This is a genomic window from Mycobacterium sp. 360MFTsu5.1 (genome assembly GCF_000383495.1).
Lineage (GTDB): Bacteria > Actinomycetota > Actinomycetes > Mycobacteriales > Mycobacteriaceae > Mycobacterium > Mycobacterium mucogenicum_B.
The window spans coordinates 50880-63756 of the sequence record NZ_KB911474.1; the positions used below are offsets into that span (position 1 = coordinate 50880).

Consider the following 12877-nt stretch of genomic DNA (forward strand, 5'->3'; position numbering starts at 1 on the left):
GCGAAGCGGTCTAGCGCAACAGGTCAGGTCTTCTTTCGCGCGTCCGCTGCAGACCCTGTTCGCGGCGCCAGGCAGCAACCTTGGCGTGATCACCCGACAGCAGCACCGGCGGCACCTCGAGGTCACGCCATACCGGCGGCCGCGTGTAACTCGGCCCCTCCAGCACTCCCCCGACGTGCGCCGAGTGCGAATCATCTTGGTGCGACGCCGGATTGCCCAGGACGTCGGGCAGCAAGCGGACCACGGCCTCGATCATGACTAGTGCCGCGGACTCACCGCCGGGCAGCACGTAGTCACCGATCGACACCTCCTCGACCCGCATGCGCCGGGCGGCGTCGTCGGCGACGCGCTGGTCGATGCCTTCGTAACGGCCGCACGCGAACACCAGGTGCTTCTCGCCGGTCCAGCGGTGCGCGTGTTCCTGTGTGAACAGCCGGCCCGCCGGCGTCGGGACCACCAAAACGGTTTCCGGCGTACAGATTTCGTCGAGAGCGGCACCCCAGATCGGCGCCTTCATCACCATGCCGGGCCCGCCGCCGTACGGCGAATCGTCGACCGACTTGTGGACGTCATGCGTCCAGTTCCGCAGGTCGTGCACACCGAGTTGGACGGTGCCGTTGGCGATCGCCTTGCCCGGTAGGGACTGCTGCAGCGCATCGAGATACGCCGGGAAGATGGTGACGACGTCAATCCGCATGGGCGTCAGTCCAACTCGAGCAGGCCGTCAGGCGGATCGATCTCCACCAGACCGTCGGCCAGCGACACCGTCGGCACCATGCGGGTGACGAACGGCACCAGTACCTCGGCACCGGATTCGGTTCGGATGGACAGCAATTCGCCGCCCGGGGTGTGCAGCACCTCGGTCACGACACCCACGTCGACGCCGTCGACGGTGCGGACCTTGAGGCCCTCGAGCTGGTGATCGTAGAACTCGTCGGGCTCGTCGATGGGCGGCAGGCTGGCGGAGTCCACCAGAAACAGCGTGCCGCGCAACGCATCTGCCGCGTTGCGATCGGTCACGCCATCGAGGCGGACCAGCAAGCGGCCGCCGTGCTCGCGCATCGATTCGACGACGAAGGTGCGTTCGGGACCGGGATTTCGGGCTCCCGGGCGGCCACGCAGCGACGATCCCGGCGAGAAACGCTCGCCGGGATCATCGGTACGTACTTCGACGACAACCTCGCCGCTGATGCCGTGCGCCTTGACGACGCGGCCGACCACGAGGTCCATATTTACTGGTCGGTGTCCACCACGTCGACGCGGATGCCCCGGCCGCCGATGCCGGCGACCAGCGTCCGCAGCGCGGTGGCCGTGCGGCCGCCGCGCCCGATGACCTTGCCCAGGTCATCGGGGTGCACGTGCACCTCGACGGTACGACCGCGGCGGCTGGTCACCATGTCGACCCGGACATCGTCGGGGTTGTCGACGATTCCGCGGACCAGGTGCTCTACGGCGTCGACGACGACGCTGCTCATTCGGCGGGCGCTTCGGCCTCGGCCTCAGTGGCCTCGGCAGCCTCGGTCTCGGCGGCAGCCTCAGCCGCTTCTTCCTTCTTGTCCTTGCGCTTCTTCAGCGTCACGGCCTCGCCACCGGGGGCGGCGTCGGCGTTGGCCAGCGCGGCGTTGAACAGGTCCAGCTTGGACGGCTTGGGCTCCTTGACCTTCAGGGTGCCCTCGGCGCCCGGCAGGCCCTTGAACTTCTGCCAGTCACCCGTGATCTTCAGCAGGGCGGCGACCGGCTCGGTCGGCTGTGCGCCGACGCCCAGCCAGTACTGCGCGCGCTCCGAATCGATCTCGATCAGGCTCGGCTCTTCCTTCGGGTGGTACCGGCCGATGACCTCGATGGCGCGGCCGTCGCGGCGGGTGCGCGCGTCGGCGACGATGATGCGGTACTGGGGGTTGCGGATCTTGCCAAGCCGGGTGAGCTTGATCTTGACAGCCATGTTCTGCACTTCTCCTGATGATTGCCACGCTGCAATTCAGCGACTCAGGCGGATTGCCCGGTCCGGTCTTGCCTCACGTGTGTGACCGCCGCGCGGCGCATTGAACGAGTCGCGGACAGACAGCCGACCATTCTGCCAGAGCAGCTGCGACCGGCCCAAATCCCGAGGACGCGCTAAACCACACGTCGCCGGAGGCGACTCAGACCACCCGGTCGAAGCACTTCGTCTCGACGCGGCGCGTCATGCGCCACCCCTCGGCGGTACGGACGAACTCGTCCTCGTACCAGAGGCCGCAGAACAGCACCTGGGGCTGCGCATCGGCGTCCGCCGCGGGCAGCACCATCGGGTTGAAACAGATGGTGCGTGACTTCGCGGTGTCACCGGTGATGGTGACGTCGAAGTTGCCGAGCATGTGCGCGTAGGCCGGGAAGTTCGGCAGCACCTGCGCCAGCCATTCCTTGACCTCGGGGAAATGCCCGTCGATGCCGCCCATCGCGCGGTAGTCGATGTAGGCATCGGGCGTGAAAACCTGTGCCAGATCATCGAATCGGCGGGTATCGATGGCCGTCGAGTACGCGACCAACAGTTGTTGGATTTCCAGACGGTCCGAGATCTCTTCGAGGCTCAGCATGGTCCGATTGAACACCACCGGACAGCTGTCCGGATGGTGGGCCGGAGCTTGACGGAGTGGCGGCCGTCGGACCCGTTCGCGTCGCAGGCCCATCGAACATGCTCCAGCCGCTCCGGTACGCAAACTGAATCAGACATGAGGACCTCACGCGGCGGTCCTCATTACCCCGTCGCGCAGTCCAATCACGTCGCCGGACTGTCACTTTCACCGTCACCGCCCTCGCCCTCGGCCGGGTAGAGCGTGGGGTGGTGGTAGTGGTTGGTTCGGGGTTGGCCGATGTCCAGTAGTGGTGGTGGGGTCCAGTGAGCGCGGCCGTTTTTCATGGTGGTGGTCCAGCCACCGTCGGTGGCCAGGCGGTTGTCGGGTCCGCAGGCCAACGTGAGGTCGGTGATGTTCGTCTGGCCGCCGTCGCGCCAGTCGGCGACCGCGTGATGGGCTTGGCAGTCGGCGGCGGGCCGTGTGCAGTCCGGGCGGGTGCAGCCTTTATCGCGGGCGAACAGGGCCAAGCGTTGACCGGTGGTGGCGGTGCGCCGCGCCCGACCCAGATACAGCGGAACATCACCATGGTTGTCGAAGACGGTGAGGTAGCAGGACGCCCCGGCGCGGGCGGCCAGGTTCACCAGATCCTTGACTGGCAGCGGCGATCCGGTATGGGTGTCGGCGACCCCGGCCCGGTCTTCTAACTGCTCGAGCGTGCAGGTCGCCACGATGGTGACCGGAAATCCGTTGTGCTCACCCAAATCGATGGACAGCAGCAACCGGCCCATCGTTTCCCAGGCATCGTGGTGACGCTGAGCCAAGGTGCGGTGGTCGTTATCGATCTGCTCTTGGGTGGGGGTGCCGCAGGTGCACGGGTGTTCGTCGGCGGGGTTGCACATACCGGGGGCGGCGTACTTGACCATCAACGCTTCGTAGACCGCGCGGGCTGTCGGGGTGAGTCGGCCCCGCAGTTCACTGCTGCCATCGGGACGCTGTTTACCGACCACGATGCCCCGCTCGCGGTCGGGGTCAGGGTCGCGGTCATCAGGTTCGGGACCGTCCTGATCCAACTCGTAGAGTTTGCGTTTGACCACCGACCGCAACCCCTCGGGGGTCAGGTGGCGGGCGGCGGCCACCAGAGCGCATTCAGCCTCATCGACAGCGGCCAGGCCCGCCCAGGCGGGCAGTTTGACGAAAAACGACTCGATGACATCGACATGATCACCATTGATCACCCCCGCAGCCACCGCGTCCGCGACATGCGGCCGCAGCGGCGGCAGCACTTCCCCGGTCAGCGACCGCCGCGGGCCCAGAAGTTCGGCGTGCCGGACCCGGCGACGAGCCTCCTCGCTGCTGAGCCGGTCCCGGGCACGCACCACGTCGGCCCAGTTTTTCGCCCCGATCTCGTTGGCGGTGGTTTGGGCCTGCAACGCGGCCACCACGGCATGATCAACGGCTTCGGCGGCGCACCGCATCTGCTCACGGTGCGACTGCAGCGCCAACAACTCCGGCACCGACAGGGTGCTGTAATCCAGGGCGGCGGCCCGGACCAGTGCCGAATCGAGGTCGTCGTAGACCTCCTCCACGAGCGTGGCCGTGCCGATACCCATATTTCGAACACTAGTTCGAACGACCGACATTTCGCTGTGACGAATGAGGCCCTAGTCACCCACCGTGACCAGCGCAAACAAAGTGACCAGAGTTTTCCAAGATTGTCGGTCGCGCCGAACAGGAGCCACTGGTGCGACGACGTCCAGACGGCACCACCCAGGTTCGGCCAGTAGGCTGCTGGCTCCATGGGAAGGTTCGCAACCGCCGTCATGGCGACCCTGACGCTCGTGTTCCTCGTCGCGCCGCCGGTTGCGGCCGCTGACCCCGACATCCAACCGGTCGGCACCGTGCAGATCCCGGCCGGGCCGGCACCGGCCTGGATCGTCGCCGACATGGACTCGGGCCAGATCCTCGCCGGTCAGGACATCGACCTGCGGCATCCGCCCGCCAGCACCATCAAGACGCTGCTGGCGCTGACGGCACTCAGTGAACTGCCGAACCTGGACGCGACCGTGGCCGGCACCGTCGCCGACACCCAGGTGGAGTGCAACTGCGCCGGCATCGTTCCCGGCCACGTCTACACCGCCCGTCAGCTGCTGGACGCGGTGCTGCTCGCCTCGGGCAACGACGCCGCCAACGCCCTGGCCGACATGATCGGCGGCTACGACGTCGCCGTCGCCAAGATGAACGCCAAGGCCGCCGCCATCGGCGCCGTCGACACCCACGCCGCCACCCCGTCGGGCCTCGACGGCGCGGGCGGTTCCGGCTGGACCACACCCCGCGACCTGGCCATCATCTTCCGTGCCGCGATGGCCAACCCCTACTTCGCGCAGATCACCGCGCAGCCCGCCGCGACGTTCCCCGGCAAGAGCGGCAACGAGCAGATCGTCAACGAGAACCAGCTGCTGCAGCGGTACCCGGGCGCCATCGGCGGCAAGACCGGGTTCACCAACGCCGCCAAGAAGACCTACGTGGGTGCCGCCGACCGCGGCGGCCGCCGCCTCGTCATCGCGATGATGTACGGCATGGTGCGCGAGGGCGGGCCGACCTACTGGGATCAGGCCTCGCAGTTGCTGGACTGGGGCTTCGCGCAGGACCGCTCGGTCAGCGTGGGCTCCCTCTAACCGAGACCCGACCGGAATCTCGGCGCGAGCTGATCGCAGCCTGGGATCCGTAGCGTCGGCGCTCGTGCGCAAACTGTTCACGGCGACCGCGCTGGCCCTCGGCGCACTACTGGTGACGCCGATCGCTACACCCCTCGCCGCGGCCGAACCGTCCGGGCAGCCGACGGGCGCACAGGCGCTGGCGAACGGCCCCGCCAAAGCGTGGCTGGTCGCCGACCTCGATACCGGCCAGGTACTGGCGTCGCAGGACCCCAATGGCTCGTACGCGCCGGCCAGCACCATCAAGCCGCTGCTGGCGATGGTCGTCCTGGACAACCTCCGGCCCGATGCCCTGGGCCGGGCCAACGACTCGCACACCAAAGTCGAGTGCTCGTGCGTCGGGCTCAAACCCGGGCAGGTGTACTCCGTGCGGCAGCTCCTCGACGGGCTGCTCATGGTGTCGGGCAACGACGCCGCGAACATGCTGGCGGACATGCTCGGCGGCCAGCGCGTCACGGTGGCCGCCATGAATCGCAAGGCGGCGGCGCTCGGCGCCCGCAGCACCCGTGCCGGCTCACCGTCCGGGCTCGACGGGCCGGGCTGGGAATCGATCACCACACCGCGCGACCTCGGGGTGATCTACCGGGCGGCGCTGACCTATCCGGTGATCGCCGAGATCTTCCGGCAGACGTCCGCACAGTTCCCCGGCCGGACCCTCACCAGTCAGAACGAGTTGTTGACCGGTTACCCGGGCGATTTCGCCGGCAAGACCGGCTACACGGACCGGGCCCGCAAGACGTACGCCGGTGCGGCACAACGCGGTAACCACCGGCTGGTCGTGGTGCAGATGTACGGCACCGGCGATCTCTACCCGCAAGCCCGGCAGTTGTTCGACTGGGGTTTCAGCCAGTACGCCTGAGTCAGTAGACCCGGCCGCGCAGGATCACCAGGGCTGGGTGGTCGAGCACGCCCGGTAGCCGTGGGTCCTCGGCGTAGCAGACCAGGTCGGCCGACGCGCCGTGCTCGAGTGCCGGACGCCCCAACCACTTTCGCGCATTCCAGCTGGCCGCTCCCAGCGCATCCGTCGGGCTCAGCCCCACCCGGCCGAGGGCGGCGACCTCGTCGGCGATACGGCCGTGGGCGATCATGCCGCCGGCGTCGGTGCCCGCGTAGATGGGAACGCCGGCCTCGTGTGCGGCGCCGACCCGCTGCGGGCACGTCGCGTACAGGTCGCTCATGTGCTTGGCGTAGGCCGGGAACTTGGTGGCTTTCTCCGCGATACCGGGGAAATTCTCGATGTTGATCAGGGTCGGCACCAGCGCCGTGCCGTGGGCCAGCATCAGCTCGATGATGTCGTCGGTGATGCCGGTGCCGTGCTCGATGCAGTCGATGCCCGCGTTGATCAGTCCCGGCAGGGCCTCCTCGCCGAACACGTGTGCCGTGACGCGGGCACCGTTGGCGTGGGCGGCGTCGATGGCCTGTTTGAGGATGTCGTCAGACCACAACGGCGCCAGGTCGCCCACTCCCCGGTCGATCCAGTCGCCGACGAGCTTGACCCAGCCGTCACCGCGGCGGGCCTGCTCGGCGACGTACTGCGGCAGCTGCGATTCGTCTTCGATGTCGATCGGCAGCCCCGGCATGTAGCGCTTGGGCCGGGCCAGGTGCCGTCCCGCGCGGATGATCCGTGGCATATCGTCGCGGTCGTCGAAGGCGCGGGTGTCGACGGGCGATCCGGCGTCGCGCAGCAGCAGCGCACCGGCCTGCCGCTCGGTCTCGGCCTGGCGCTCGGCCTCGTCGAGTTCGACGGGGCCGCCCGGCCCGATGCCGACGTGGCAGTGCGCGTCGACGAGGCCGGGGATGATCCAGCCGCCGTCGAAGATCGTCTCGGCGTTCGCGATCGGCTCGGCCGAGAGCACGCCCTGGTGTATCCACCACTGCACCTCGTCGCCGTCGGGCAGTCCCCGACCGCGGATGTGCAGCCTCGGGGCGAGCGAAGCGACGGGAGAAGCCGCCCGCACGGCTACTTCTTCGGGAACTTCAGCTGTGACAGATCGAAGTCGGCAAGGCCCGGCGGCAACTCGTTGAGCCCCTGCGGCATGTTCGACAGGTCCGGGAAACCGCCCGGCAGCGCACTCGGGTCGAGACCGAACGGGTTGGCGGCCGCCTTCGGCGCCGTCGGGCCCCGTCCGCCCTTCCGCCCCTTGCCGGCCTGCTTGTTCTTACCCTTGGCGGCTTTGCGAGAGCTCTTGCGGCCGAACGGCATTCCCATCTGGCCGGCCATCTGCGACATCATCTTGCGGGCCTCGAAGAAGCGGTCGACCAGCTGGTTGACCTCGGCCACCGTGACACCGGAACCGTTCGCGATGCGCAGGCGCCGGGAGGCGTTGATGATCTTCGGGTCGGACCGCTCGGCGGGGGTCATGCCGCGGATGATGGCCTGAATGCGGTCCAGGTGGCTGTCGTCGACGGCCGCCAGGGCGTCCTTCATCTGACCGGCACCGGGCAGCATGCCCAGCAGGTTCCCGATGGGGCCCATCTTGCGGATCATCAGCATCTGCTCGAGGAAGTCCTCGAGCGTCAGTTCGCCGGAGCCGATCTTGGCGGCGGCCTCTTCGGCCTTCTTCTGATCGAAGACCTGCTCGGCCTGCTCGATCAGGGTGAGCACGTCGCCCATGCCCAGGATGCGCGACGCCATGCGGTCCGGGTGGAAGACGTCGAAGTCCTCGAGCTTCTCACCGGCGGAGGCGAACAGGATCGGCGCGCCGGTGACCTCACGCACCGACAGCGCGGCACCACCGCGGGCGTCGCCGTCCAGCTTGGTCAGCACGACACCGGTGAAGCCGACGCCCTCACGGAAGGCGTTGGCGGTGGTGACGGCGTCCTGACCGATCATCGCGTCGAGCACGAACAGCGTCTCGTCGGGCGTGACGGCGTCGCGGATCGCCGCGGCCTGGGCCATCAGTTCCTCGTCGATACCGAGGCGGCCGGCGGTGTCGACGATCACGACGTCGAAGTGCTTGGCCTTGGCCTCGGCCAGACCCGCGGCGGCGACCGACACCGGGTCGCCGGTGGTCATCTGGTCGATGGTCACGCCGTCGGGCGAGACTCCCGGGTGCGGCGCGAAGACGCTGACGCCCGCCCGCTCACCGACGATCTGCAGCTGGTTGACGGCGCCGGGGCGCTGCAGGTCACAGGCGACCAGCAGTGGCGTATGTCCCTGATCCTTCAGCCATTTCGACAGCTTCCCGGCGAGGGTCGTCTTACCGGAACCCTGCAGACCGGCGAGCATGATCACCGTTGGCGGGGTCTTGGCGAACGCCAGCTGGCGCGTCTCACCACCGAGGATGCCGATGAGCTCCTCGTTGACGATCTTGACGACCTGCTGCGCCGGGTTCAGCGCACCGGAGACCTCGGCGCCCTTGGCACGTTCCTTGATCCGGCCGATGAACTCGCGCGTGACCGGCAACGACACGTCGGCCTCGAGCAGGGCCAGGCGGATTTCGCGGGCGGTGGCGTCGATATCGGCGTCGGTCAGCCGGCCCTTGCCGCGCAGGCCTGACAGCGCACCGGTCAACCGGTCGGACAGGGATTCAAACACGGGGTTAAGCCTAACTGCAGCGCCCGTCGCCGGTACTTCGGCACCACCGTCCCCTTGACACGGTGACACCTCGACGCGCAGTATTTCATCACGCGATGAATTCATTGCCTGATGAATTAATTGAGGAGCCGGAGATGACCACTTTGAACAGCACCGACGTCGTCGTTGTCGGCGCCGGCCCGACGGGCCTGGCGTTGGCATGCGAACTGGCCATGCGCGGCGTCGCGGTGCAGCTGCTCGAACAACGCCGCGGCATCCCGAACATCACCCGGGCCTTCGGCGTGCATGCGCGGACGCTGGAACTACTGGACGCCCGCGGCCTGGCCGACGAACTCGTGGCGCGCGGCCTGCCGGTCCAGAGCGTGAGCCCTGTCCCGGGCGCCGCGATCAACCTGCAGGAAGTACCCACCCGCTACCCCATGGTCTTGATGGCACCGCAGAGCCTGCCCGAACGGGTGCTGACCGCCCGCGCCATCGAACTCGGCGTCGAAATCCGTTACGGCGCGGAGGTTGTCGGCCTGACACAGGACACCGACGGCGTCACCGTGCGCCTCGCGGACCAGAGCACGGTCCGCGCCGGTTACCTCGTCGGCTGCGACGGCGCACACAGCGCGGTGCGCACCATGCTGGGCATCGGATTCGCCGGCAAGCAGTACCAGACCCACATCCTGCTGGCAGACGTTCAACTGGCGAACCCGCCGGCCGACGGGCTGGCCGCCGCCAACAGTCCCGACGGCGTCGTGCTGCTGGTCCCGTTCGGCGACGGCTGGTTCCGCGCCATCGCCTGGGACCGGACCCGGGAAGACGTGCCGCTCGGCGAGCCGGTACCGCTTTCCGAGATCACGGCCTCCATGCGCCGCATCGCGAAAACGGACTTCGGCATGGGCGAGATGCGCTGGAGTACCCGGTTCCTGTCCGAGCGACGCCAGGCCGACCGCTATCGCGTCGGACGCTGCTTCATCGCCGGGGACGCGGCCCACATCCACTCGCCTCTCGGCGCGCAGGGCATGAACACCGGCATCCAGGACGCGATGAACCTGGGCTGGAAGCTGGCGTCGGCCGTCAAGGGCACCGCACCGGCCTGGCTTCTGGACAGCTACCAGACCGAACGCCATGCCGTCGGCGCCAACGTCCTGAAACTCACCGACGCTTTCAATCAGCTGGTGCTGGGCCGCAGCCTGCCGCGGCGACTGCTGCGGCGCGTCGCGATCACCGCGCTCCTGAGCACCGGACCGACCCGGCGCGCCCTGGGCGGCCGACTCAGCGGAATCGCGATCAGTTATCCACGCAAGCGCGACGATCATCGACTCGTCGGGCGACGGATGCCCGACATCGCGTGCGCGGGCACCCGCGTCTACGAACTGCTGCGCGACGGCCGGTTCCTGTTGCTGACCAAGAGCGGTCTGGCGCTCGGCCGCACCGACGTCACCTGCGCGGTCACCGGCGATGACCAGTTGCCGCCCGCCGTACTGATCCGGCCCGACGGATACGTCGCGTGGGCCGGGGCGGCGGCCGATGCGCCCGCCGCCGTCCGGAAGTGGTGCGGCAGCGCCGAACTCGCTAACTCACCTCAGCGGTGATCACCGCGGGCTTGGCCGGCGCAGGCGCGGGCAACACCGCGTACAGATCCTGTTCGAACGCCGTCCGGGCCTCGTCGGCCGTCAAGGATTCCGGAACCACCAGACCGAACGCGTCGACGACGGTGGCACCCAGCGTCGTCACCTTGGCCCAGGCGACGTCCGCGCCCTTGCGTTCGACCACCGCGGCGAGGCGCGCGAGCAGGCCGGGCCGGTCAGCGCTGCGGATCTGCACGACCAACTCGTCGTCCGAGGAGCCTGGGAACCAGCGCACGCGCGGCGGCGCGACCGTGTGGTAACCCGGCACCGCTGCCAGAACCTCACCGGCGCGCCGGGTCGGGGCCGGAGTCTCCTCGTCCCGCTGCTCGAGTGCGGCGATCACGTCGAGATCACCGTCGAGCGCCAGGATGAACTGCTGGCGCAGCAGTTCCGCGGCGGGCGGAGAGCCGAAGTGCGGCGACACCACGAACGTGTTTATCGCCAGTCCCTCATGGCTGTTGACCGACGCCGAATGCACCCGCAGCGAATGCAGGGCCAGCACGCCGGCGGCTTTGGACAACAGGCCGCGCCGGTCCGGGGCGAGCATGGTGACGTTGAACATGTGCGCACTGTCCGCCGCGGTGAGTTCCACGTGGACGCCGCTCGGATCGGCACGCGAAAGCAGTTGCGGATCAATGGGATCGGGGTGCGGCAGGTCCTCCCCCGCCATCATCAGCCGGCAGCGCCGGACCAGATCGCCGATCAGGGAGGCCTTCCAGTCACCCCACACGCCGGGGCCGGTGGCGAGCGAATCCGCCTCGGCCAGCGCGTGCAGCAGCTCCAGCAGCAGTCCGTCACCGCCCAGCGCGTCGACGACCGCGGCAATGGTGTTGGGGTCCTGCAGGTCTCGTCGCGTCGCCGTCTCCGGCAGCAGCAGGTGGTAGCGCACCATCTTGACCAGCACCTCGATGTCGGCCGGCCACAGGCCCAGCCGGATGCCGATCTGGTTGGCCAGTTCGGCGCCGATCACACTGTGATCGCCACCCCGGCCCTTGCCGATGTCATGCAGCAGCGCACCCAGCACCAGCAGATCGGGCCGGTCCACGCGGGTGGTGAAAGCGCTTGCCCGAGAGACGGTTTCGATCAGATGACGGTCGACGGTCCAGATGTGCACGACATCGCGCGGCGGGAGGTCGCGGATCGCGCCCCACTCCGGGAACAACCGGCCCCACAGCCCGGTCCGGTCGAGGGCCTCCACGGTGGACACCGCGCCGGGCCCGGCCGCCAGCATCACGAGCAGGTCGTTGAGCGCTTCTTTCGGCCACGGTGCCCGCAGTTCGGGCGCTGATTCGGCCAGCCGCGCCAAGGTCGATCCCGCGATGGGCAGTCCGTTGGTGGCCGCCGCGGCGGCCACGCGAAGAATCAGGCCGGGATCGCGCTGTGGCTTGGCGTCGCGGGCCAGGATGACCTCGCCGCCGAATTCCAGCACGCCCTCGTCCAGCGGTCGCCGGACCGGTCGCTTGAGCGCCGCAAATCCCCTGCGCGGCAGGGCATTCCCCGCGGTACGCACGCCGGCGTCCACGTAGAAGCTGATGGTGCGGGCGGCATCGCTGATCATGCGCGCCAGATCGAAGCGGTCACCGATACCCAGTGCGGCGCCGACCTCGTCGGCGTACTGGGCCAGCACCATCTCACGGCCCTTGTGCGAGACGCGATGGAGCTCGGTACGGACGTTGAGCAGTGCCAGGTGGGCGTCGCCCAGGGTGCCGATCGGTGACGCCACCGAACGGCTCGGGTAGACGTCGGCCAACTGCGCCATCGCCAGCGCGTTGAGCAGCTGCACATCACGCAGGCCGCCGCGGCCGTTCTTCAGATCCGGTTCCGCGCGGTGCGCGATCTGACCGGAACGTTCCCACCGCGCCGCGGCGTGTTCGATCAATTCGGTGAAGCGGGAGGTGATCCCGGTCCGCCACTGCCGCCGGGCACCGCCGACCAACAGCGACGACAGATCCGAGTCGCCCGCGATGTGCCGGGCGTCGAGCATGGCCAGCCCGGCAGAGACGTCGCCGGCGGCGGTCTTGAGTGCCTGCGGCACCGTCCGGACGCTGTGGTCGAGGTGAATGTTGGCGTCCCACAACGGGTACCAGAGCGCCTCGGCGACCTCGGTGACGGCGGCCTGCGGCAGGTCGTCGTGTAGGAGCATCAGGTCCAGGTCCGAGTACGGCAGCATCTCCCGACGCCCGAGACCACCGGTCGCCACGATGGAGAATCCACTGGTCTCGGTGATGCCGATCTCGGTTGCCTTTGCGGCAAGCCAGAATTCGTACAGATCAACCAGCGCTTCGCGCAACGCCGCCGAATCGAGGCGGCGTGCGCCGCCGTTGAGCAGCTGCTCGACAGCAGCGCTCAGGTCGCTGGCCGGACGGGGTGATCCCGCTGCCGGAGCAGGCGAAACCGAAGTATCGTCGGCTTCGGCAGCGGAATCTGGTGTCTGCATTGTCATCTGGTGGTCAGCCG

At 68.5% G+C, this 12877-nt stretch carries 12 protein-coding genes; 3 read left to right on the forward strand and 9 right to left on the reverse strand.

Going from position 1 to position 12877, the window contains the following annotated elements; all coding sequences use genetic code 11:
- Positions 1 to 10: 10 nt before the first annotated feature.
- The 6 genes from trmD to H289_RS0125950 all read right to left on the reverse strand — a co-directional run bounded on the left by trmD (position 11) and on the right by H289_RS0125950 (position 4162).
- Positions 11 to 697 (reverse strand): tRNA (guanosine(37)-N1)-methyltransferase TrmD, encoded by a 687-nt coding sequence (trmD, locus tag H289_RS0125925; RefSeq protein WP_020103770.1) that lies wholly within the window; start codon positions 695 to 697, stop codon positions 11 to 13.
- 5 nt (positions 698 to 702) lie between these two features.
- Positions 703 to 1230: a ribosome maturation factor RimM gene (gene rimM, locus H289_RS0125930; RefSeq protein WP_020103771.1), complete on the reverse strand. Its 528-nt coding sequence runs from the start codon at positions 1228 to 1230 to the stop codon at positions 703 to 705.
- Positions 1231 to 1232: 2 nt separating this feature from the next.
- Positions 1233 to 1475, reverse strand: a complete 243-nt coding sequence (locus tag H289_RS0125935; protein WP_003881089.1) for an RNA-binding protein — start codon at positions 1473 to 1475, stop codon at positions 1233 to 1235.
- On the reverse strand, positions 1472 to 1942 hold the full coding sequence (gene rpsP, locus H289_RS0125940) for a 30S ribosomal protein S16 (RefSeq protein ID WP_029105754.1): 471 nt from the start codon (positions 1940 to 1942) through the stop codon (positions 1472 to 1474). The genes H289_RS0125935 and rpsP overlap by 4 nt, the downstream gene beginning before the upstream one ends.
- Positions 1943 to 2141: 199 nt before the next feature.
- On the reverse strand, positions 2142 to 2573 hold the full coding sequence (locus H289_RS0125945; RefSeq protein ID WP_029105755.1) for a nuclear transport factor 2 family protein: 432 nt from the start codon (positions 2571 to 2573) through the stop codon (positions 2142 to 2144).
- A gap of 182 nt (positions 2574 to 2755) precedes the next feature.
- Positions 2756 to 4162: an HNH endonuclease signature motif containing protein gene (locus tag H289_RS0125950; protein WP_020103774.1), complete on the reverse strand. Its 1407-nt coding sequence runs from the start codon at positions 4160 to 4162 to the stop codon at positions 2756 to 2758.
- Positions 4163 to 4348: 186 nt separating this feature from the next.
- On the opposite strand from H289_RS0125950, the gene H289_RS0125955 reads away from it, so the two are divergent.
- A complete protein-coding gene (locus H289_RS0125955) occupies positions 4349 to 5227 on the forward strand; it encodes a D-alanyl-D-alanine carboxypeptidase family protein (protein WP_020103775.1) in 879 nt (292 codons plus the stop codon).
- 64 nt (positions 5228 to 5291) lie between these two features.
- Positions 5292 to 6125 carry a D-alanyl-D-alanine carboxypeptidase family protein gene (locus H289_RS0125960; protein WP_020103776.1) on the forward strand — a complete coding sequence of 278 codons (834 nt, stop codon included), beginning with the start codon at positions 5292 to 5294 and terminating at the stop codon, positions 6123 to 6125.
- A gap of 1 nt (position 6126) precedes the next feature.
- On the opposite strand, the gene H289_RS0125965 is transcribed toward H289_RS0125960, so the two are convergent.
- Together H289_RS0125965 and ffh are read right to left on the reverse strand one after the other, a co-directional pair.
- Positions 6127 to 7224 (reverse strand): amidohydrolase family protein, encoded by a 1098-nt coding sequence (locus tag H289_RS0125965; RefSeq protein ID WP_020103777.1) that lies wholly within the window; start codon positions 7222 to 7224, stop codon positions 6127 to 6129.
- A gap of 2 nt (positions 7225 to 7226) precedes the next feature.
- On the reverse strand, positions 7227 to 8804 hold the full coding sequence (ffh, locus tag H289_RS0125970) for a signal recognition particle protein (protein ID WP_020103778.1): 1578 nt from the start codon (positions 8802 to 8804) through the stop codon (positions 7227 to 7229).
- A gap of 134 nt (positions 8805 to 8938) precedes the next feature.
- On the opposite strand from ffh, the gene H289_RS0125975 reads away from it, so the two are divergent.
- Positions 8939 to 10384 carry an FAD-dependent monooxygenase gene (locus tag H289_RS0125975; RefSeq protein ID WP_020103779.1) on the forward strand — a complete coding sequence of 482 codons (1446 nt, stop codon included), beginning with the start codon at positions 8939 to 8941 and terminating at the stop codon, positions 10382 to 10384.
- Here the strand turns inward: H289_RS0125975 and H289_RS0125980 are convergent.
- Complete coding sequence (locus tag H289_RS0125980) at positions 10365 to 12863, reverse strand: [protein-PII] uridylyltransferase (protein ID WP_029105759.1); 2499 nt, start codon at positions 12861 to 12863, stop codon at positions 10365 to 10367. The two genes, H289_RS0125975 and H289_RS0125980, sit on opposite strands and share 20 nt — an antisense overlap.
- Positions 12864 to 12877 lie beyond the last annotated feature (14 nt).

Coding starts and splice junctions, on each gene's coding strand:
- rimM (WP_020103771.1), bottom strand. CDS start 1,230: ATGGACCTCGTGGTCGGCCGCGTCGTCAAGGCGCACGGCATCAGCGGC.
- H289_RS0125950 (WP_020103774.1), bottom strand. CDS start 4,162: ATGGGTATCGGCACGGCCACGCTCGTGGAGGAGGTCTACGACGACCTC.
- H289_RS0125975 (WP_020103779.1), top strand. CDS start 8,939: ATGACCACTTTGAACAGCACCGACGTCGTCGTTGTCGGCGCCGGCCCG.
- trmD (WP_020103770.1), bottom strand. CDS start 697: ATGCGGATTGACGTCGTCACCATCTTCCCGGCGTATCTCGATGCGCTG.
- rpsP (WP_029105754.1), bottom strand. CDS start 1,942: ATGGCTGTCAAGATCAAGCTCACCCGGCTTGGCAAGATCCGCAACCCC.
- H289_RS0125935 (WP_003881089.1), bottom strand. CDS start 1,475: ATGAGCAGCGTCGTCGTCGACGCCGTAGAGCACCTGGTCCGCGGAATC.
- H289_RS0125955 (WP_020103775.1), top strand. CDS start 4,349: ATGGGAAGGTTCGCAACCGCCGTCATGGCGACCCTGACGCTCGTGTTC.
- H289_RS0125980 (WP_029105759.1), bottom strand. CDS start 12,863: ATGACAATGCAGACACCAGATTCCGCTGCCGAAGCCGACGATACTTCG.
- H289_RS0125945 (WP_029105755.1), bottom strand. CDS start 2,573: ATGCTGAGCCTCGAAGAGATCTCGGACCGTCTGGAAATCCAACAACTG.